Source organism: Denitrificimonas caeni (genome assembly GCF_905120345.1).
Lineage (GTDB): Bacteria > Pseudomonadota > Gammaproteobacteria > Pseudomonadales > Pseudomonadaceae > Denitrificimonas > Denitrificimonas caeni_A.
Genome location: NZ_CAJHOA010000002.1, coordinates 179,273 through 200,253, shown reverse-complemented (window position 1 = coordinate 200,253; position 20,981 = coordinate 179,273). Strand labels below are relative to the sequence as shown.

At 49.1% G+C, this 20,981-nt stretch carries 16 protein-coding genes; 14 read left to right on the top strand and 2 right to left on the bottom strand.

The genetic code is table 11. The features are described from left to right. Positions 1-24 precede the first annotated feature (24 nt). The 4 genes from mreC (at position 25) to JYJ62_RS04535 (ending at position 7,058) form a co-directional block, all read left to right on the top strand. Positions 25-918 carry a rod shape-determining protein MreC gene (mreC, locus tag JYJ62_RS04550; RefSeq protein ID WP_232365714.1) on the top strand — a complete coding sequence of 298 codons (894 nt, stop codon included), beginning with the start codon at positions 25-27 and terminating at the stop codon, positions 916-918. Further along, positions 919-1,395: a rod shape-determining protein MreD gene (mreD, locus tag JYJ62_RS04545; RefSeq protein WP_205341017.1), complete on the top strand. Its 477-nt coding sequence runs from the start codon at positions 919-921 to the stop codon at positions 1,393-1,395. Between the two features lie 367 nt (positions 1,396-1,762). After that, the gene (gene rng, locus JYJ62_RS04540; protein WP_205341016.1) at positions 1,763-3,220 is read left to right on the top strand and encodes a ribonuclease G; all 1,458 of its coding nucleotides are present in this window, start codon (positions 1,763-1,765) and stop codon (positions 3,218-3,220) included. 25 nt (positions 3,221-3,245) lie between these two features. Continuing rightward, positions 3,246-7,058: a YhdP family protein gene (locus JYJ62_RS04535; protein WP_205341015.1), complete on the top strand. Its 3,813-nt coding sequence runs from the start codon at positions 3,246-3,248 to the stop codon at positions 7,056-7,058. Between the two features lie 18 nt (positions 7,059-7,076). Here JYJ62_RS04535 and recN read toward each other — a convergent pair whose 3' ends face one another. Continuing rightward, a complete protein-coding gene (gene recN, locus JYJ62_RS04530) occupies positions 7,077-8,771 on the bottom strand; it encodes a DNA repair protein RecN (RefSeq protein WP_205341014.1) in 1,695 nt (564 codons plus the stop codon). A gap of 274 nt (positions 8,772-9,045) precedes the next feature. On the opposite strand from recN, the gene grpE reads away from it, so the two are divergent. The 9 genes from grpE (at position 9,046) to JYJ62_RS04485 (ending at position 19,881) form a co-directional block, all read left to right on the top strand. Next, positions 9,046-9,624 (top strand): nucleotide exchange factor GrpE, encoded by a 579-nt coding sequence (grpE, locus tag JYJ62_RS04525; RefSeq protein WP_205341013.1) that lies wholly within the window; start codon positions 9,046-9,048, stop codon positions 9,622-9,624. 100 nt (positions 9,625-9,724) lie between these two features. Then, entirely contained in the window at positions 9,725-11,644 is a 1,920-nt protein-coding gene (gene dnaK / locus JYJ62_RS04520; protein ID WP_205341012.1) for a molecular chaperone DnaK, read from the top strand. A 116-nt stretch (positions 11,645-11,760) separates the two neighbouring features. Then, a complete protein-coding gene (gene dnaJ, locus JYJ62_RS04515) occupies positions 11,761-12,876 on the top strand; it encodes a molecular chaperone DnaJ (RefSeq protein ID WP_205341011.1) in 1,116 nt (371 codons plus the stop codon). A gap of 91 nt (positions 12,877-12,967) precedes the next feature. Beyond that, positions 12,968-13,771 (top strand): 4-hydroxy-tetrahydrodipicolinate reductase, encoded by an 804-nt coding sequence (gene dapB / locus JYJ62_RS04510; RefSeq protein ID WP_205341010.1) that lies wholly within the window; start codon positions 12,968-12,970, stop codon positions 13,769-13,771. Between the two features lie 173 nt (positions 13,772-13,944). Continuing rightward, positions 13,945-15,081 carry a glutamine-hydrolyzing carbamoyl-phosphate synthase small subunit gene (carA, locus tag JYJ62_RS04505; protein WP_205341009.1) on the top strand — a complete coding sequence of 379 codons (1,137 nt, stop codon included), beginning with the start codon at positions 13,945-13,947 and terminating at the stop codon, positions 15,079-15,081. Between the two features lie 15 nt (positions 15,082-15,096). Then, on the top strand, positions 15,097-15,750 hold the full coding sequence (gene leuE, locus JYJ62_RS04500) for a leucine efflux protein LeuE (RefSeq protein ID WP_232365727.1): 654 nt from the start codon (positions 15,097-15,099) through the stop codon (positions 15,748-15,750). Between the two features lie 15 nt (positions 15,751-15,765). Continuing rightward, positions 15,766-18,987, top strand: coding sequence for a carbamoyl-phosphate synthase large subunit (gene carB, locus JYJ62_RS04495; protein WP_205341007.1), 3,222 nt, complete (start codon positions 15,766-15,768; stop codon positions 18,985-18,987). Next, on the top strand, positions 18,984-19,460 hold the full coding sequence (greA, locus tag JYJ62_RS04490) for a transcription elongation factor GreA (RefSeq protein ID WP_205341006.1): 477 nt from the start codon (positions 18,984-18,986) through the stop codon (positions 19,458-19,460). The genes carB and greA overlap by 4 nt, the downstream gene beginning before the upstream one ends. Next, entirely contained in the window at positions 19,432-19,881 is a 450-nt protein-coding gene (locus tag JYJ62_RS04485) for a DUF4149 domain-containing protein (protein ID WP_205341005.1), read from the top strand. The genes greA and JYJ62_RS04485 overlap by 29 nt, the downstream gene beginning before the upstream one ends. A 33-nt stretch (positions 19,882-19,914) precedes the next feature. On the opposite strand, the gene yhbY is transcribed toward JYJ62_RS04485, so the two are convergent. After that, positions 19,915-20,226 carry a ribosome assembly RNA-binding protein YhbY gene (gene yhbY / locus JYJ62_RS04480; protein WP_205341004.1) on the bottom strand — a complete coding sequence of 104 codons (312 nt, stop codon included), beginning with the start codon at positions 20,224-20,226 and terminating at the stop codon, positions 19,915-19,917. 70 nt (positions 20,227-20,296) lie between these two features. On the opposite strand from yhbY, the gene rlmE reads away from it, so the two are divergent. Beyond that, entirely contained in the window at positions 20,297-20,932 is a 636-nt protein-coding gene (gene rlmE, locus JYJ62_RS04475) for a 23S rRNA (uridine(2552)-2'-O)-methyltransferase RlmE (RefSeq protein WP_205341003.1), read from the top strand. Positions 20,933-20,981: the final 49 nt, after the last annotated feature.

The window sequence follows — 20,981 nt, the reverse complement described above, 5'->3', positions numbered from 1 at the left end:
AAGCCATTATTTGCTAAAAGTACTTTGCTAAGTACGCAATTTCTAATACTCACGTGTTTTTCTGTTGCCTTGATGCTAGTAGATGCGCGACTGGAGATGCTTAAACCTGTGCGCAGTAGTTTAGGTATGGTCCTTACCCCGCTGTACTGGTTAGGTGACATGCCGGTGCGTGCCTGGTCTGACACCCTGCAAATGTTTAGTAGTCGCACTGATCTGCTCGCTGAGAATGAAGAGCTGCGTGCAGATATTTTACTGATGCAGCGTCGTTTGCAAAAGCTCGCGACTTTAACCGAGCAAAATGTTCGTTTACGTGAACTGCTTAATTCCTCTGCATTGATTGATGACCGAGTTTTAGTGGCGGAGTTGATCGGTATTGATCCGAATCCGCACACGCACCGCGTGTTGATTAATAAAGGCAGCAGCAGTGGTGTCTTTTTAGGTCAGCCCGTTTTGGATGCGCGTGGGGTGATGGGGCAAGTGATTGAAGTGATGCCTTACAGTTCGCGGGTCTTATTAATTACCGACAGTAATCATAGTATTCCGGTGCAAGTGAATCGCAACGGCTTGCGGGCTATCGCCAGTGGTACCGGTGATCTTGATGCCATTGAGTTACGTTACGTCACCGATACCGCCGATATTCGCGAAGGTGACTTGCTGGTGACTTCGGGGATGGGGCAGCGTTTTCCTGTGGGTTATCCGGTTGCCGTGGTCAGTGACGTGCAGCGCAATACCGGACAGCCATTTAGCCAGATTCAAGCCTTACCGGCTGCTAACCTCAATCGCAGTCGTTACCTCTTGCTGGTATTCAGTGATAGCAAAGGCTCAACCCAAGCCTTGGATGAAGAAGTGCAAAATGCTTTAGAAGATGCCAAGCAGTTGCTCAAAGCCACTGAAAGCACTGCCGTGGAGGCACAATAAATGAGTGGCTCATGGGGTAAAATGACAGCAGTGATGTGGGCTACTTTAGTGATCGCTTTATTGCTATCAGTCGCGCCCATGCCAGAGCATTTAGAGATTGGTCGGCCTTTGTGGCTGGCGTTGGTATTGACGTTTTGGGCAATCAATTATCCGCATCAAGTCGGCTTGCTGACGGCTTGGGGCTTGGGCCTTGCCCAAGATATTCTATACGGCACATTATTTGGCCAGCATGCTCTAGCACTCGTGCTGGTGGTGTTTTTAGTGGTCACCTTGCAACAACGCCTGAAACTTTTCCCCTTATGGCAACAGTCGTGCGCACTGTTGGTTATTTATGGTTTAGCGCAACTGGTGCTGTTGTGGTTGAGCACCTTGTCGGGGATGCGCCCAGAAATTGGTTATTATGCAGTACCGGTCTTGGTCAGTTGTTTGCTCTGGCCTTGGCTGTATTTATTGCTGAGTAATGTGAAACGTTTGTGACACTTGCATGGAGCCGTGTTCTGTTAGAGCCGCTTGCGTGGTTTGACAACGGCAAGCTTGGTAGTGTGTGAGCTTATGTTGCAGTCGGCGTGAGCTTTGCTAGCTGTATTGTTTAGATCGATGTTACCTTCTTAAGTGTCGTATATTGGTTTGACCCAGTGACAGGCGATGCCTTCGCACTGTAGCGCTGAGTGTGATACTGCAATGTTGTGGGTTAGGGTGTTGTTGTAAGCATGATCAGCTTCTACAGAAGGGGTGATGTTGACAGATTGAATGTTGTGAAGATGCTTGGTGTTTTTGCACAGCCTACATCTTGTTGTTTGCATCGAGTTGGCCGTGCACATCTATGCCTTAGACTGAGAGCGCCATGAGTGAAGAAATTTTAATCAATATAACGCCAATGGAATCGCGCGTCGCCGTGGTTGAGAATGGTGTCTTGCAAGAAGTGCATGTTGAGCGCACTCAGCGTCGCGGTATTGTCGGTAATATTTACAAAGGCAAAGTGGTACGCGTGCTACCTGGGATGCAGGCTGCTTTTATTGATATTGGCTTATCGCGTGCCGCCTTTATTCATGCGGCAGATATCAGTGCTCGCGAAGGAAATAGTGCTGACAGTATCAGTGGCTTAGTCCATGAAGGACAGGCCATCGTCGTCCAAGTCACTAAAGATCCGATTGGCAGTAAAGGTGCGCGTCTGACCACTAACTTGTCGATCCCGTCACGCTATCTCGTGTATATGCCCAGCAGCAGCCATATTGGCGTATCGCTAAAGATTGAAGAAGAAGCTGAACGTGATCGTTTAAAGCAGGCGGTCACTGAGTGCTTAGCTGCCGAGGGGCTTGAGGAAAAGGGTGGCTTTATTATTCGCACAGCGACTGAAGGTGCGGATATTTCGGCAATTTTATTGGACATCCGCTATTTGCATCGACTGTGGGAGCAAGTGCGTGAGCAAATGAAAGTGTGTGGCGCGCCGACAGTTATCTATGAAGAACTCTCCTTGCCGCTACGTACTCTGCGCGACTTAGCCGCTGAGCATACAGAAAAAGTGCGGATTGATTCGCGCGAAACGCTGCAGAAAGCGCTGCAGTTTGTTGGTGAACTGATGCCGGAAATTGCTGATCGGGTTGAGCACTACCCAGGCGAGCGGCCAATCTTTGATCTGTATGGCATTGAGGATGAAATTCAGAAAGCCTTAGAGCGTAAAGTACCGCTTAAATCAGGTGGGCACTTGGTGATTGATCCGACTGAGGCGATGACCACTATTGATGTCAATACCGGTGCCTTTGTCGGACATCGCAACCTTGAAGAAACTGTCTTTAAAACCAATCTTGAGGCCGCTTTAACCATCGCCCGTCAACTGCGATTACGTAATGTTGGCGGCATTATCATTATTGACTTTATTGATATGGAAGATGAGGAGCATCGCCGTCAAGTGTTGCGCACCTTAGAGCGACAGTTGGAGCGCGATTATGCAAAAACCAATATTATCGGTATCACTGAGCTCGGCTTGGTACAAATGACCCGTAAGCGTACACGGGAGAGTTTGACTCAAGTGCTCTGTGAACCCTGTGCAACCTGTCAGGGTCGCGGACAGATGCGGACTGCAGAAACTATTTGTTATGAGATCTTTCGTGAGATTTTGCGCGAGGCACGAGCCTTTCAAGCGGACGGTTATATGGTGTTAGCGAGTCAGAGTGTGGTCGATCGATTGTTGGATGAAGAGTCAGGCAACGTGGCTGACTTAGAGTCGTTTATCGGTCATCCAGTACGCTTCCAAGTGGAGAGTATGTACTCGCAGGAGCAGTATGATGTGGTCCTACTCTGACTGGGTCACTGATTAGGATATCGGTATGAGTGTTGTTCTTCGGGTACTAAATAACCTGCTGCGTTTGGGTGTGTGGTCGCTGGCTGGATTGCTCATGATTGCGGCGCTGTATGTGAGCTTGGGTCGCCAGCTGGCGCCGCTGATGGCCGAGTACCGCGAAGATATTGAGCAGCAATTGCAGCAACGTTTGCAGCAGAAAATTCAGATTGAACAGCTAGAGGGGGGCTGGCGTGGTTTTTCACCGCTGTTAGCGGCGCGTTATGTGACTCTCGGTGAGGGTGATGATGCGGTGCAGGTTGAAGAGTTGCATATCCAGCCTGATGTTATTGCGAGTGTATTGGCCGGTGAGTTGCGCTTAGCTGCTGTGACCTTGCATGGCCTGCAAATACATCTGCAAGAAAACTCAGAAGGGCAATGGTCGCTGCAAGGCTTGCAGTTACAAGATACTGAACAAACGGCTTTTCAACTGAATGATTGGCTGCATAAGCTCGACCAAGTGGCTCGCCTTAGCGTGTTAAACAGCCGAATTATTATTCAAGCATTTGCTCATCAGCCGCTAGCGTTAACCTATGCCGGTTTTACTTTAAGCCATAGCGCTCAGCAGCATCGTTTAGATCTGCGGGCGTTACTTCCTGATGGCGAAACCTTAGAGTTGAGTGCACAAGGCCAGTTGGTTGAGGATGATTGGCGTAAGAGTGCATTAGCGGTGTACCTCAAAACACCCAGCAGTGATCTTGCTCAGTGGATCCCTAAAACCTATTTGCAAAACTGGCAGCTCGCAAAATTAGAATTCGGTGCTGAGCTTTGGTTGCACGCCGCGCAAGGACAAATGCGCAGTGCGGCGCTACGTCTCAATCAGTTGGATATAGAAGGGCAGGCTGCAGATGCAGAGCCGCTGCATCTGCAGAGTCAGAATGCCTTGGCTTTTTATCAGAATGTGGCTGGTGTACAGCGTGTTTGGTTTGAGCGTTTGGCGCTGCGAATTGATGACTTAGCGCCGCGCGATTTACGTATCCTGGCCAGTTATGAGAACCCTGATGCTGCACTTTGGCAGTTGGCAATACAGCAGCTTAATTTAACGGATGTGCAGCATCTGGTTACGCGCCTCGTGCCGTTGCCTGAAGTGGCTGCAGATGTTTTAAACAGCATGCAGCCTCACGGCGTATTACACAACTTGCAAGCACAATGGCGCCCCGATGCACCAATATCTGAGCGTTTAGCCTTTGTCAGCAACGTGCAGGATGTTGAGTTTTCTGCTTGGCATGACGTACCTGCCGCGAGTGGTATCAATGGCCAAATTTCTGGTAGCTTGCTGCAAGGTGAGTTGCGCTTGGCCAGTGATAACGGGTTTAGTCTGCACTTGGCTAAATTGTTTGCCAAACCATGGTTGTATCAGCGCGCCCATGCCCAGTTATTATGGCGTTTTGATGATGAGGGCTTTACTTTAGAAAGTCCGTATTTGCAGGTACAGGGTGAAGAAGGTGAGATTGCTGGCGATTTTTTAATTCGTTTGCTTAAAGATCCTGCTGCAGAAGATTATATGGATTTACGAGTGGGCCTGCGCGATGGTGATGCGCGCTTTACCAGTAAATATTTGCCGTCCCTCGTGCCAGGGTTCAGTGATGAGTTAGAGCACTGGCTGAGCACTGCCATTCAAGCCGGTCATATTGATCAAGGTTATTTTCAATACCAAGGCTCGTTAAATAAAGGCTCGACAGCCGAATCACGTTCGTTAAGTTTGTATTTTGCAGTGCGCGATGCGCAGCTTGAATATCAACCAGGTTGGCCGGCTTTAACTGAAGCAGTCGGTGAGGTGTTGATTGAAGACAGCGGCGTACGTATCAGTATTGATAAGGGCAAGATTTTAAATTCACCGGTAACCGGCGCTTATGGTGAAGTAGTGTATGGCGCGCATGGGCAAGTGCCGATTTTACAATTGCATACTGAGTTGCAAAGTAGCATTGCCGACGGGCTCTACTTTCTACAAAAAACACCTATAGCGCAGACCGCAGCAGAGTTTTCCAGCTGGCGAGGCAAAGGCAAGTTACCCATTGTTTTGGACCTGACAGTGCCTTTAGCAGCGCAGCAACCTGTACATATTCAATTGGCCTTAGATGCCCAGCGCGTAGAATTGGATATGCCTGATATCAATGTACAGTTACGTCAATTAAACGGGCAGTTTGAGTTTGATAATCAGCGTGGCTTAAGTGCTAAAAAAGTATCTGGAACGTTTTTAGGGCAACAATTTTCCGGAGATATTGAAGCAGGGGGACGTGATGGGCAGTTACGTACTCATATTGATGTGCAAGGGCTGATGCCGCTTGAGCAGTTAATTAAGTGGGGCGAGGTGACTCAACCGCTGCCGGTATCGGGTAACTTGCCCTACCGTTTACGGCTATTATTAGAAGGTGCTGACAGCCAATTAAGAATTGACTCCAGTTTGCTCGGCGTTAATGTGGACTTGCCTGCGCCTTTTGGTAAAACCGCCAGTCAGCAGAGTTATGCTGACTGGCGGATGACCTTAGCGGGCGCAGAGCGACGTTATTGGTTTGATTATGCCGATCAAATAAGTCTTAACTTAGCGGCGGCCGCAGATAATATTCTCGGTGGACGAGCCCAGTTGCAGGTTGGCGGAGGGCTGGCTCGACTGCCCACACAGGCCGGTCTGCAAGTGCGTGGGCGGATCAATGATTTTGATCTCGGCGCTTGGCAGCACATCATGCAGCGTTACACTCTGCCCGAGCAAGGAGGGCCGCAGTTGTTGACCAGTGCCACGCTCGATATCCGTCGTTTTACTGGCTTTGGTCTGCTGGCGGATAATGTCAGTGTTGATTTTCGGCCCCAAGCAAAGGGTTGGCAATTAGCACTGGATAGCGAGAACGTCAAAGGGCAAATTGTAGAGATAGATGCTGACCAACCTTTGCAAGTGCACTTTGCTCATTTGCAGTTACCTAAAGCTAAAGTTGTCGATTCCGAACAGCCAGAAGAGGATGTATTGGCTGACTTTGATATGCGCAGTATTCCAGCGCTTAATATAAAGATTGATGCGCTGTATCGGGGGGCTGATCATTTAGGAGCTTGGTCGTTAAATACGCGGCCACAGGCGCAAGGGGTGCTCTTTGATACGCTTAATCTAGACCTCAAAGGTCTTAATGTGACAGGGCAAGCCGGCTGGGAAAAAGTGAATGGACAGGTACGCAGTTGGTATAAAGGCCAGCTGGAAGGTAATAATCTCAGTGAGGTTTTGTTGGCCTGGGGTTTTGCGCCCACAGTGACCAGCAAGACCTTCCGTGTCGATGCTGATATGCGCTGGAGTGGTTCGCCTGCGGGCTTAAGTTTGGCTAAGCTCAGTGGCGACCTAGGGATTAAATTGAATCATGGGCAGTTAGTCACGGTCGATGGCAGTGCTCAAGCACTGCGTGTTTTTGGCTTGTTTAACTTTGATTCGATTGGTCGACGTTTACGTTTGGACTTTTCTGACTTGCTGGGTAAAGGCATGGCCTATGACCGCATTAAAGGTGAGATCAAAGTGACTAACGGCGTTTACCGTACGCAAACACCGTTAGTGCTTGAAGGTCCATCCAGTGACTTTGAGTTGCAAGGGCAGCTCGATTTAGCCAATGAGCAAATTAAAGCCACCTTATTGGTGACCTTGCCGCTGACCAATAATCTACCCCTCGCTGCCATTGTTGTCGGAGCGCCTGCGATAGGCGGTGCACTGTTTATCGTTGATCGTCTCATTGGCGATCGTCTCTCTCGGTTTGCTAGCGTGACCTACCATATCTCCGGTGACTGGCAGCAGCCGAATATCTCACTGATCAAGAAAGGTAAGCAGTAACCCTTGCGGTGCATGAGGTTAAGCGCGCTGCGCTATGGCGCTGGGTTGTGCATTATCGAGGATCTTACGCGCATGCAACAGAGACTCATGGGTGAGATCAATGCCGCCAAGCATACGTGCTACTTCCTCAATGCGTTGTTCGTGAGTCAGTAATTTAACCGCAGTATGGGTGGATTTTTGTTTGCGCTCTTTATACACAAATAAGTGCTGGTGGCCTTGCGCGGCAACTTGCGGTAAGTGAGTGACAGTCAGTACTTGACCTGTTTCACCGAGTTGACGCAGTAACTGACCAACGATCTCCGCGGTAGGGCCGCCAATGCCGACGTCTACTTCGTCAAACACCAAGGTTGGTACGCGTGAGGTTTGCGCAGTGATCACCTGAATAGCTAAGCTGATCCGTGATAACTCACCACCTGAAGCGACTTTGGCTAAGCCACGCAAAGGTTGGCCTGGGTTGGCGCTGACTAAAAACTCAATATGTTCTAAGCCGTGCGCTGAAGGTGTCGTGGCTTCTGACGTCTGCAACGTCACGCTAAACTGACCGTCAGGCATGCCCAGCATATGCAATTGTTGCATCACGGCGCTGGCTAGTTTTTTTGCTGCCTTATTGCGTAGCTTGCTGAGCGCTTGCGCTTTTTCTGTGTATTCATTAGCCAGTAGTGCCGCGGCCTGTTGTAAGTGCTCAAGGCTGGCGTCGCCTGCATCTAAGCCTTCGAGCTCTGTTTGTAACTGCGCTTGTAGTTCATGCAGTTGTTCAGGTAGCACGCGGTGCTTGCGTGCCAAGGTGTAAATGCTATCTAAGCGTTCTTCGATCCATTGCTGGCGTTGTGGATCAGCATCAAAATGATCGACAAAATCATTAAACTCACTCACCGCTTCTTCGATTTGAATCTGCGCGCTAGCGAGTAACTCAGTGGCTTGTCTAAACGCTTGCGGTGCTGCAGAGATGGCATTAGCGCGTTGCAGTAACGAGGCTAAAATCCCAAGAATATTACTGTTGTCATTGTCGCTGCAGGTATCAATAATCTGCCGACAGTTGTCCAATAAGGCTTCTGAGTTGCTTAAACTTTTATGCTCTTGCTCCAGTTGTTCAACTTCGTCTGAGTGAACGGCTAAGGTGTCGAGCTCTTCCAATTGATAGGTTAAAAGTTGACGACGAGCGCGTTGTTCTTCTTCGTTGGCGCTGAGTTGTTGCAACTGCTGTTGGGTGTTACGCCAGCGCTGAGCCAAGCTCTGTACTGCGCGAGCATGCTCAGTGGCTCCGGCAAACTCATCCAGTAGACGGCGATGAGTATCGGTTTTGAGCAGGGATTGGTGCTCATGCTGACTGTGGATATCAATCAATAGCTCGCCCAATGCTTTTAAATCAGCTAAGGGGCAGGGCGTGCCATTGATATAGGCACGGGAGCGGCCTTCGCGAGTAATGACGCGACGCAAAATGCACTGCTGCTCGTTGCTCAGGTCACGCTCTTTTAGCCAATGTTGTGCCTCAGGGATCAGGGCAACATCAAAACTGCTAAGAATATCGGCTTTATCGGCACCAGGGCGTACCACGCTGCTGTCAGTGCGCGCGCCTAGGGTCAGGCTTAAGGCGTCCAGCATAATGGACTTACCCGCACCCGTTTCTCCAGTGATGACGCTCATGCCTTCGTGTAGTTCAAGGTCAAGGTGATCAACGATGGCATAATTTTGTACTGAGATATGTAACAACATGGCAACGGCTCCCGTTCTTGTGCTGTTCATTTATACAGTGAAATAAACAGTGCTTTCAAGAGCGCGGAGCTATTTTTTTGCTTTATTGGCGGTAAAACCGACAGTCGGTCAGCGTGTTGGTTAAATTATAACCGCTATGCTCGCCGCTTAATCAGAAAAAACACTGAGCAAATTAATAAAATTCTGCTTTAACGCTTGAAGTTAAAGCAGTCAGCCCCATATAGCAGACATAGCGCAGGTAACTCGCCTGCATCATTTTGTTGAGGAGGGTGCCATGACTGACGAGCAAACCTTGGACGAGCAATCGTCTGACTTACACGCTGCAGAGCGTAACGCAGAAACTGGCTCAGCAGATACAGCCGAGCAGCGTATTGCTGAGTTGGAAGATCAGTTGGCGGGAGCGCAAGAGAATAGCTTGCGTGCAGCGGCTGAAGCACAAAATATTCGTCGTCGTGCCGAGCAAGATATTGAAAAAGCGCATAAGTTCGCCTTAGAAAAGTTTGCTACCGATTTGTTAGCTGTCGCCGACAGTCTTGAGCGTGGTCTTGAAGTGTCTGACCCTACGGATGAAAGCATTCGTCCGATGCGTGAAGGTATGGAACTGACTTATAAGCTTTTTTTAGACACCCTGAAGCGCTTTCAGGTAGAACGTGTTGATCCGCAAGGTGAGCCGTTTAATCCAGAACAACATCAAGCGATGGCGATGGAAGAGAGCACCCATGCTGAGCCTAACAGTGTTCTTAAGGTTTTTCAGTGTGGATACGTGATGAATGGCCGTTTACTGCGCCCAGCAATGGTAGTCGTCAGTAAAGCGCCGAGTGAGCCGCCAGTAAAAATTGATGAGCAGGCTTGAAATTTTTACTTGCAGCCCCATCTATTAGTTAAATAAGTTATTAAGTGTTTAGTCAGTCCAGCGTATTGCTGTGAATGATCCAGAATTTAGGAGATTTAAAATGGGTAGAATTATCGGCATTGACTTGGGTACCACCAACTCATGTGTATCTGTTATGGAAAACGGCGTTGCTAAGATCCTTGAGAACGCTGAAGGTGGACGTACCACGCCATCCATCATTGCTTACACCAATGATGGTGAAATTCTCGTCGGTCAAGCGGCTAAGCGTCAGGCTGTTACCAATCCGCATAACACGCTCTATGCAGTTAAGCGTCTGATTGGTCGTCGTTTTGATGAAGACGTTGTGCAAAAAGACATTCAGATGGTGCCTTATAAAATTGCCAAAGCAGACAATGGTGATGCTTGGGTTGAAGTCAAAGGCGAGAAAATGGCGCCACCGCAAATTTCTGCGGAAGTGTTGAAAAAAATGAAAAAGACGGCCGAAGATTACCTCGGTGAGCCCGTCACAGAAGCAGTCGTAACTGTTCCTGCGTACTTTAACGACAGTCAGCGTCAAGCCACTAAAGATGCGGGTCGTATTGCTGGTCTTGATGTTAAGCGCATCATTAACGAGCCAACTGCGGCAGCATTGGCCTACGGTATGGATAAAGCCAAAGGCGATCACACTGTTATCGTTTATGACTTGGGTGGCGGTACTTTTGACGTGTCAGTGATTGAAATTGCTGAAGTCGATGGCGAGCATCAGTTTGAAGTGTTGGCGACCAATGGTGATACCTTCCTCGGTGGTGAAGACTTCGATAACCTACTGATCAATGATTTAGTTGCGCAGTTCAAAAAAGACAGTGGTATGGATCTTAAAGGTGATCCATTGGCCATGCAGCGTCTAAAAGAAGCGGCTGAAAAAGCAAAAATTGAGTTATCTTCAGCGCAACAAACTGACGTTAACTTGCCGTACATCACGGCTGATGCGAGCGGTCCTAAGCACCTTAATATTGTAATTACTCGTGCCAAGCTTGAAGGTCTGGTGGGTGAGTTAGTTGAGCGTACCCTTGAGCCATGCCGTATTGCCTTGAAAGATGCGGGTATTGATGTCAGCGCAATCAATGATGTGATCTTGGTCGGTGGCCAGACGCGTATGCCATTGGTACAGAAAGCGGTCACTGAGTTCTTTAAGAAAGAGCCACGTAAAGACGTTAACCCTGATGAAGCAGTGGCCATGGGTGCTGCGATTCAAGGTGCGGTATTGTCAGGTGATGTCAAAGATGTTCTGCTGCTTGACGTGAGTCCGCTGACCCTTGGTATTGAAACCATGGGCGGTATTATGACGGCGCTGATTGAGAAAAACACCACGATTCCTACCAAGAAATCACAAGTGTTCTCAACCGCCGATGACAACCAGAATGCTGTGACCATTCACGTGCTGCAAGGTGAGCGTAAGCAAGCTGCGACGAATAAATCACTCGGTCGTTTTGACTTGTCCGACATTCCGCCAGCACAACGCGGTGTGCCACAAATTGAAGTGACCTTTGATATTGATGCCAATGGTATCCTTAACGTGTCGGCGAAAGATAAAGCCACAGGTAAAGAGCAGTCGATCGTTATTAAAGCCAACTCCGGTTTAAGTGATGAAGAAGTTGATCAAATGGTTCGTGACGCTGAAGCGCATGCTGATGAAGATCGTAAATTTGAAGAGCTGGCAACGGCGCGCAACCAAGGTGATCAGTTGGTGCACTCGACTCGCAAAATGATTGTTGAAGCGGGTGATAAAGTCACTGAAGAAGAAAAAACGGCTATTGAAGCGGCCTTAGCTGAGCTTGAAGTGGCGATTAAAGGTGACGATAAAGCTGAGATTGACGCGAAAGTTGAAGCGCTTTCACAGGCCAGCGCCCCCGTTGCACAGAAAATGTACGCTGAACAGGCCGAGCAGGCTCAGCCTTCTGCAGACGCAGGACAAGATAACGATGCTGACGATGTCGTTGATGCTGAGTTTGAAGAGGTTAAGGATACTGATAACAAGTAATCCTATAAATCTAAGCCCTGCAGATGACCCTCGGGTGATGCAGTAACGATTCGCCACGCGGGACTTGCTCCCGCGTTGGTGTGTCTGGCAGGTCAGAATCCGGAGTTAAAAGAGTTATGGCAAAGCGTGATTATTACGAAGTGCTTGGTGCTGAGCGCGATGCAAGTGCGGCAGAGCTGAAAAAAGCCTATCGTCGACTAGCGATGAAGTTTCACCCGGATCGTAATCCGGATGATAAAGATGCAGAAGATAAATTTAAAGAAGCCAACGAAGCCTACGAAATCTTATCTGATGAAGATAAGCGTGCAGCCTATGATCGTCATGGTCACGCTGGCGTTGACCCACAAATGGGTGGCGGTGGTTTCGGTGGTGGTGGCAATTTCTCCGATGTCTTCGGTGATGTATTCAGCGACTTCTTTGGCGGCGGTGGTGGTCGTGGCGGCCCGCAGCGTGGCAGTGACTTACGCTACACCATGGAGCTGGACTTAGAAGAAGCGGTACGTGGCACCACGGTCAGTATCCGTGTGCCAACCTTGGCGGATTGTAAAACCTGTAAAGGCTCTGGCGCGAAAAAAGGCACCAGTCCTGTCACCTGTACCACCTGTAATGGCGTGGGCCAAGTGCGCATGCAGCAAGGTTTCTTTGCCGTACAGCAAACCTGTCCGCGTTGCCATGGCTCAGGCAAAATGGTCACTGACCCCTGTGGTGATTGTCATGGGCAAGGCCGCGTTGAAGAAGAAAAAACCCTCTCCGTTAAAGTGCCCGCCGGTGTTGATACCGGAGACCGTATTCGTTTAACAGGCGAAGGTGAAGCTGGTGCTATGGGCGGTCCAGCCGGTGATTTGTATGTGGTGGTCAATGTCCGTCCGCATGCCATTTTCCAGCGTGATGGTCGCGATCTGTATTGTGAAGTACCGATAAGTTTTGCTGATGCGGCTTTAGGTGGTGAGTTGGAAGTGCCAACCTTAGGTGGGCGCGTTAAACTGAAGATTCCTGAAGGGACGCAAACCAATAAATTATTCCGTTTGCGTGGCAAGGGCGTAACCCCAGTGCGTGGCGGCGGTGTTGGTGATTTAATGTGCCGTGTCGCGGTAGAAACGCCAGTTAAACTCGATAAGCGTCAGCGCGAATTGTTGGAAGAGTTTCGCGTCAGTTTACAGGGCAACGATTCACATTCGCCAAAAAAAAGTAGTTGGTTCGAAGGCGTAAAACGTTTTTTTGGTGACCTGTAACTGTGCTGTAACTGTGCTGTAATAAGCGTGCAGAGCTGCGCTGCTGATCCAGCGCAGCATGATTCACTTTAACTAGCTTGGAAGAATGACGATGCTTCGAGTTGCAGTGGTAGGTGCCGCAGGGCGCATGGGTAAAACATTAATTGAAGCGGTGCGCATGGTGCCTGCCTTGCAGTTGACTGCAGCGATTGATCGTGCCGACAGCAGCTTGATTGGTGCCGATGTCGGTGAGTTAGCCGGATTGGGTCGAATCGGGGTGAACTTGGTCGGCGACTTATCCAGCGTGTTGGAGCAATTTGATGTACTGATTGACTTCACGCACCCGTCGGTGACTTTGCATAACCTGGATGTCTGCCGTAAAGCTGGCAAAGCCATGGTGATTGGTACCACAGGTTTTACTGAGGCTGAGCGTCAATTGTTGCAAGACGCTGGGCAAGAGATTGCTATTGTGTTTGCCGCTAACTTTAGTGTCGGAGTTAACCTGTGCTTAAAATTGCTGGATACCGCGGCGCGGGTGTTGGGCGATGATGCGGATATCGAGATTATTGAAGCCCATCACCGTCATAAAGTGGATGCGCCGTCAGGTACCGCGTTGCGCATGGGTGAGGTGGTTGCGTCTGCCTTAGGTCGTAATCTGGCTGATGTCGCCGTTTATGGTCGCGAAGGCCAAACTGGTGCACGTCAACGTGAAACCATTGGTTTTGCTACCGTGCGAGCCGGTGATGTGGTCGGTGATCATACGGTGTTGTTTGCTGCTGATGGTGAGCGGGTGGAAATCACTCATAAAGCCTCTAGCCGCATGACTTTTGCTAAGGGTGCAGTACGTTCTGTGCAGTGGCTGGAAGGTCGGTCAGTAGGCTTGTATGACATGCAAGATGTGCTCGACTTACATTGATCGGTTTGTTTGCTTTCGGTTTTTAAAAAAAACCAGTACAATCCTTCTCTAGTGTATCCACTCGAAGTGCGCCCAGATGAATTCATAAAAAGCGGAATGATGTCAACTCACGTCATTCCGCTTTTTTGCGAAAAAAATGTGTGCATACTAAGTCTTAATTACGGGAGGTCTTCTTGACTAAGCCAGCCATACTCGCCCTTGCTGACGGCAGCATTTTTCGCGGCGAAGCCATTGGAATTGACGGTCAAACCGTTGGTGAGGTGGTCTTTAACACTGCCATGACCGGCTATCAGGAAATTCTTACAGACCCATCCTATGCTCGTCAGTTGGTAGCGTTAACTTACCCACATATCGGTAATACCGGCACCACACCTGAAGATGCAGAATCGAACCGGGTCTGGGCAGCAGGATTAATTATTCGTGACCTGCCTTTGCTATCGAGCAGTTGGCGCGATAAGCAGCCTTTAGGTGAATACTTAAAGGACAATAAAATTGTCGCGATTGCCGGCATTGATACTCGACGCTTAACGCGTATTTTGCGTGAAACAGGTGCGCAAAGCGGTTGTGTTCTCGCCGGTGACGATGCGACTGAAGAGCGCGCGCTAGAATTGGCTCGCGGTTTTTCTGGCTTGCAAGGCTTAGATTTAGCCCAAGAAGTTAGCACTGAGAAAATGTACGAGTGGCGTTCAGCCCCTTGGCAGCTGATTACTGACAGTCATCCTGAGATTCAAGCCGGTCAATTGCCCTACCACGTGGTGGTGTATGACTACGGGGTGAAGCGTAATATTCTACAGGTCTTGGTTGCGCGCGGTTGCCGTTTAACCGTGGTGCCTGCGCAAACGCCTGCTAGCGAAGTGTTAGCGATGAATCCTGATGGTGTGTTCTTATCCAATGGCCCAGGCGATCCAGAGCCTTGTGATTATGCGATCAGCGCGATTAAAGAGATTCTACAAACAGACATTCCTGTCTTCGGTATCTGTTTAGGACATCAGTTGCTCGCTTTAGCTTCTGGCGCGCGCACGATGAAAATGGTTAACGGTCATCACGGTGCTAACCACCCGGTGCACGATCTAAAAACTGGTATGGTGATGATTACCAGTCAGAACCATGGCTTTGCGGTGGATAAAGACAGTTTGCCCGATAACTTAGTGGCAACTCATGTGTCATTATTTGACCAGACCTTACAAGGTATTGAGCGCACGGATAAAGAGGCCTTTGGTTTCCAAGGCCACCCCGAGGCGAGCCCTGGTCCCAATGATGTCAGCTCTTTGTTTGATCGCTTTGTTGCCAGTATGGCAGCGCGTAGTTAAGGGTCGTTTGCTATGTTGCCGAGCTTGGGAATCACTGATCTGTGGACTTATGTTCTAGGCACAGTGTTTATTGTGTTGTTGCCGGGGCCAAACTCTTTGTTTGTGCTGGCAACAGCCGCCCAGCGTGGCATTGCTGCAGGCTATCAAGCGGCCGGTGGTGTGTTCTTAGGTGATACGGTGTTGATGCTGTTATCGGCAATTGGCATTGCTTCACTGTTGCGGACTGAACCGATGTTCTTTATCGCGCTAAAGTACCTCGGCGCCGCTTACTTGTGCTGGTTGGGCGTTAATATGCTAGTTTCGGCATGGCGCTCAACACAGCGTACAGCGGCGACTGTTGAGGCCATACAGCAGATAAAACCAGCTCAGAACCCCCTGCGTAAAGCTTTTTTGCTGAGCATCACCAACCCGAAAGCGATTTTGTTTTTTGTCTCATTCTTTATCCAGTTCGTTGACCCAGGTTACGCCCATCCTGGTGTATCGTTTTTAGTACTGGGATTGATTCTGCAGTTGATTAGCGGAATTTATCTGAGTCTATTGATTTTTACCGGCGCTCGCTTAGCGCAATGGTTTCGCCAGCGACAACGCTTGGCAACCGGCGCATTAAGTGGAGTGGGCGCCATGTTTGTCGGCTTTGGCGTGAAGCTGGCCACCGCAACCTTGTCCTAATATTACGAGAATCCCATGCCAAAACGCACAGATATTAAAAGCATCCTTATCATCGGCGCCGGTCCCATTGTTATTGGTCAAGCGTGTGAGTTTGACTACTCTGGCGCGCAGGCGTGTAAGGCGTTGCGCGAAGAAGGTTACCGAGTCATTTTGGTTAACTCTAACCCAGCCACCATCATGACTGACCCTGCCATGGCCGATGCCACCTATATCGAACCGATTAAGTGGGAAACCGTCGCAAAAATTATTGAAAAAGAACGCCCAGATGCATTGCTGCCCACCATGGGCGGACAAACAGCACTGAACTGCGCATTAGATTTAGAGCGTGAAGGTGTTCTCGAGAAGTTTGGCGTAGAAATGATTGGCGCCAATGCAGACACCATTGATAAAGCCGAAGACCGTTCACGTTTTGACAAAGCCATGCGCTCGATTGGTTTGGCCTGTCCGCGTTCTGGTATCGCGCACAATATGGAAGAGGCGTACAAAGTTCAAAGCGACGTTGGCTTCCCCTGCATTATCCGTCCAAGTTTCACCATGGGCGGCACCGGTGGCGGTATTGCTTACAACCGTGAAGAGTTTGAAGAGATTTGTACCCGCGGTTTAGATTTGTCGCCGACTAAAGAGCTGTTGATTGATGAGTCACTCATCGGTTGGAAAGAGTTCGAAATGGAAGTGGTACGCGACAAAAATGACAACTGCATTATTGTCTGCTCCATTGAAAACTTTGACCCTATGGGCGTGCACACTGGTGACTCCATCACCGTAGCTCCAGCGCAAACCCTGACCGACAAAGAATACCAAATCATGCGCGACGCCTCTTTGGCGGTGATGCGTGAGATTGGCGTCGAGAGCGGTGGTTCCAACGTACAGTTTGGTATTGATCCAAAAGATGGTCGTATGGTGGTGATTGAGATGAACCCACGGGTCTCACGCTCATCCGCCTTAGCGTCGAAAGCGACTGGTTTCCCGATTGCTAAAATCGCAGCAAAATTAGCTGTAGGTTACACTCTGGATGAGTTGAAAAACGATATCACTGGTGGTCGTACCCCCGCATCGTTTGAGCCATCGATTGACTATGTGGTGACCAAGATTCCACGTTTTGCTTTTGAGAAATTCCCGAAAGCCGATGCACGTTTAACCACACAGATGAAATCTGTCGGTGAAGTGATGGCAATTGGTCGTACTTTCCAAGAGTCTCTGCAAAAAGCTTTGCGTGGTCTCGAAGTGGGCGTCAATGGCCTCGACCCTATTCTTGATTTGAATAACCCCGAAGCGGCCAGCATTTTACGTCGCGAGCTGACGGTGCCAGGTGCTGAGCGTATTTGGTATGTGGCTGATGCGATGCGTTTTGGTATGACTCGTGATGAAATCTATGAGTTGACCAAAATCGACCATTGGTTCCTCGTGCAAATGGAAGACTTAGTCCTCGAGGCTGAGCGTCTAAAAACCGTTGGTTTAGCTGAAATTGATGCAGTGCAGATGTACAAACTGAAGCGTAAAGGCTTCAGTGATGCGCGTTTAGCGACACTGCTAGGCGTATCTGAGAAGAATATTCGTAGCCGTCGTCATCAGTTGAATATCTTCCCGGTGTACAAGCGTGTCGATACCTGTGCTGGTGAGTTTGCGACTGATACGGCGTATATGTATTCCACCTACGAAGAAGAGTGTGAAGCCAGACCGAGCAGCCGCGATAAGATTATGATCTTAGGTGGTGGCCCGAACCGCATTGGTCAGGGTATTGAATTTGACTATTGCTGTGTACATGCGGCGTTGGCGTTGCGTGAGGATGGCTATGAAACCATCATGATCAACTGCAACCCAGAAACAGTATCAACTGACTACGACATCTCTGATCGTCTGTACTTTGAGCCAGTGACCTTAGAAGACGTATTAGAAATCGTACGTGTCGAAAAGCCCGTCGGCGTGATCGTGCAGTACGGTGGACAAACACCACTGAAAATCTGCCGTGCGTTAGAAGAAGCGGGCGTACCTATTATTGGTACCAGCCCAGATTCAATCGACCGTGCCGAAGACCGTGAGCGCTTCCAGCAGATGGTGCAGCGTTTAGGCTTACTGCAGCCTCAAAACGCTACTGCGCGCAGTGAAGAAGAAGCGCTTGCCGCTTCGAAAGACATTGGTTATCCGTTGGTGGTGCGTCCGTCCTATGTATTGGGTGGTCGTGCGATGGAAATCGTCTATGACGAAGAAGAATTGCGTCGTTATATGCGTGAAGCAGTACAAGTATCGAATGACAGTCCTGTGTTGCTTGATCACTTCCTCAACAGCGCGATTGAAGTTGATATTGATGCGGTCTGTGATGGCGAAATCGTCGTGATTGGCGCGATTATGCAGCACATTGAGCAAGCGGGCGTGCACTCTGGTGACTCAGCCTGTTCATTGCCGCCATATTCATTGCCTGCACACATCCAAGATAAGATTCGTGATCAAGTCAGTCGTATGGCGCTTGAGCTTGGCGTGTTAGGTTTGATGAACGTGCAAATGGCAGTACAGGGTGAAGATATTTACGTGATTGAAGTCAATCCACGTGCCTCACGTACCGTACCTTTTGTGTCAAAGTGCATTGGTCAGTCGTTAGCCAAAGTAGCAGCGCGAGTGATGGCGGGTAAAACATTAACCGAACTGAACTTCACCAAAGAGATCATTCCGCCATTCTTTAGTGTTAAAGAAGCGGTGTTCCCATTTGCTAAATTCCCTGGTGTTGATACGATCCTCGGCCCAGAGATGAAATCAACGGGTGAAGTGATGGGCGTCGGCGACAGTTTTGCTGAAGCCTTTGCTAAAGCACAAATGGGCGCAGGCGAAGTGTTACCGACTAGCGGCTGTGCATTTATCAGTGTGCGTGAAGACGATAAACCTTTTGCTGCCGATCTCGCACGCGATTTGATAGATTTAGGTTTCAGTGTCGTAGCGACTGCTGGTACTGCAAAAATCATTGAAGCGGCGGGCCTAGCGGTACGTCGTGTGAATAAAGTAACTGAAGGTCGTCCGCACATTGTTGATATGATCAAGAATGATGAAGTGACTTTAGTGATTAATACCACCGAGGGGCGTCAGTCTATTGCTGACTCATTCTCGATTCGTCGAAACGCTCTGCAACGCAAAATCTACTTCACCACCACCTTAGCGGGCGGTCAGGCAGTATGCGAGGCGCTTAAATTCGGTCCAGAAAAGACCGTGCGTCGTTTGCAGGACTTGCATTCAGGAATTAATGCGTGACTAAATATCCAATGACACTCCAAGGCGCTCGCGCTTTGGAGGAAGAACTCAAACATCTGAAAACCGTAATGCGTCCAAAAATTACTGCGGATATTGCCACCGCACGTGAATTGGGCGACTTAAAAGAAAACGCTGAATACCATGCGGCGCGTGAGCAGCAAGGTATGAGCGAGGCGCGTATTCGTGATATCGAAGGGCGTCTTTCTGGTGCGCAGATTATTGATGTGACTACTATTCCATACTCTGGAAAAGTCTTTTTTGGCACAACGGTTGATATCGTTAACGTTGAAACCGATGAGACGGTAACCTATCAAATTGTTGGCGAAGATGAAGCCGATCTAAAGCAGGGTAAAATCTCTGTGACTTCGCCGATTGCCCGTGGTTTAGTGGGCAAAGAAGAAGGTGATGTGGTTGTCGTGCATACGCCTGGCGGTTTGATCGAGTATGAAATCGTTGAGGTGCGCCATATCTAGTACAACGCCACTGCGTGCGGGTGCCGTGACTTGGCAACTGGCTCAAGTATTTTGGGTGGGTGGTATTTGGATGATGCACTTTGTTCTGCTGGCGGCATTAGAAAAGCTGGGGTTCTCAAGCTTACTGGTGCAGGAGGTCGCGGACTATCTGCGGCCTTTGCTGGTGGGCTTGGCTTTGGTGTGTGTGCTGTTGCAGCTGTTAGTGCTGAAGCAAACGATGCCTGTTAAACGATTAGTTAGGGATCTGCGTGGTCAGTTGCTGCTGACTGCAATAGCGCTGTCATGCAGTTTTTTTATCAGTCAAGCGCTCTGGCCGAGTGCCCAGTATTGGTTGATTTACAGTTATTTGGCGTTGGGTTTGTGCGGATTGTTATTGGTTGTGCAGCCGGCGCCTGTGAATCATCCAGTCATAAGCCTATAAACAGTGCTTATGGCTGGATAATTATTGCTTAAATTACACGTTGTAGCGTAATACGTTGGATAGGTTTTTGTTCGGTTGCGGATTTTTGCGGTAGATAAGCGCTACTTTGCCGATGCTTTGGACCAAAATGCTACTGCTTTTTTGGCATAACTCAGTAACGATCGCTATGCGGTCGTCGCGCTCAGCAAGACGCAATTGGATTTTAATAAGTTCGTGATCATTGAGTGCGCGGTCTAACTCGGCCAGTACGCCTTCGGTTAAACCGTTGTCAGCAATCGTAACAATCGGCTTTAAGTGATGGCCGATGGATTTAAACTGTTTCTTTTGCTCTTGTGTGAGCGACATAATCGACCTCTGAGTCGTAACATGAATGAAGGCGGGTAGTTTACCTGACCTGAAGCTTAAGAGGTATTCTGTGGCTCGATCTAAAAGCAGTTCGCGTTGGTTAAAAGAACATTTTGATGATCCATTTGTAAAAATGGCGCAAAAAGACGGCTACCGTTCGCGAGCCAGTTATAAATTATTAGAAGTTCAAGAAAAGGATCGCATTTTACGTCCGGGTATGACGGTGATTGACTTAGGCAGTGCGCCAGGCGGTTGGTCACAGGTGACCAGTCGCGTGATTGGCGACCAAGGCACCTTAATCGCCTCTGATATTTTGCCGATGTCAGCGATTGCCGATGTCACCTTTATTGAAGGCGATTTCACCGAGCAGCGGGTCTTTAATGAAATCATGGATGCAGTCGGAAATCGGCCGGTAGACCTTGTTATTTCCGATATGGCCCCCAATATGAGTGGGATACGTACTGCCGATCAAGCCGCGGCAATGTATTTATGTGAACTGGCTCTGGATCTGGCGTCTAAGGTCTTGCGTCCAGGTGGTGATTTTTTAATTAAAATATTCCACGGTGACGGCTTTGATGAGTATTTACGTGATGTGCGCAGTCGTTTTGAAAAAGTACAGATGCGCAAGCCAACTTCATCACGCGACCGTTCGCGTGAGCAGTATTTGTTAGCACGGGGTATGCATGCAATTGATGAAGATGCTTAACTGACGTGTTTAAATGTATTGTTACAGGACAAACATACGCAGAGCCTCA

Bases quoted from the DNA above. Each gene is read 5' to 3' on its own strand.
- yhbY (WP_205341004.1), bottom strand. From the start codon at position 20,226: ATGTCGCTCACACAAGAGCAAAAGAAACAGTTTAAATCCATCGGCCAT.
- JYJ62_RS04535 (WP_205341015.1), top strand. From the start codon at position 3,246: ATGAGTGTTGTTCTTCGGGTACTAAATAACCTGCTGCGTTTGGGTGTG.
- grpE (WP_205341013.1), top strand. From the start codon at position 9,046: ATGACTGACGAGCAAACCTTGGACGAGCAATCGTCTGACTTACACGCT.
- recN (WP_205341014.1), bottom strand. From the start codon at position 8,771: ATGTTGTTACATATCTCAGTACAAAATTATGCCATCGTTGATCACCTT.
- dnaK (WP_205341012.1), top strand. From the start codon at position 9,725: ATGGGTAGAATTATCGGCATTGACTTGGGTACCACCAACTCATGTGTA.
- dapB (WP_205341010.1), top strand. From the start codon at position 12,968: ATGCTTCGAGTTGCAGTGGTAGGTGCCGCAGGGCGCATGGGTAAAACA.
- mreD (WP_205341017.1), top strand. From the start codon at position 919: ATGAGTGGCTCATGGGGTAAAATGACAGCAGTGATGTGGGCTACTTTA.
- JYJ62_RS04485 (WP_205341005.1), top strand. From the start codon at position 19,432: ATGAAATCGTTGAGGTGCGCCATATCTAGTACAACGCCACTGCGTGCG.
- dnaJ (WP_205341011.1), top strand. From the start codon at position 11,761: ATGGCAAAGCGTGATTATTACGAAGTGCTTGGTGCTGAGCGCGATGCA.
- rng (WP_205341016.1), top strand. From the start codon at position 1,763: ATGAGTGAAGAAATTTTAATCAATATAACGCCAATGGAATCGCGCGTC.
- carB (WP_205341007.1), top strand. From the start codon at position 15,766: ATGCCAAAACGCACAGATATTAAAAGCATCCTTATCATCGGCGCCGGT.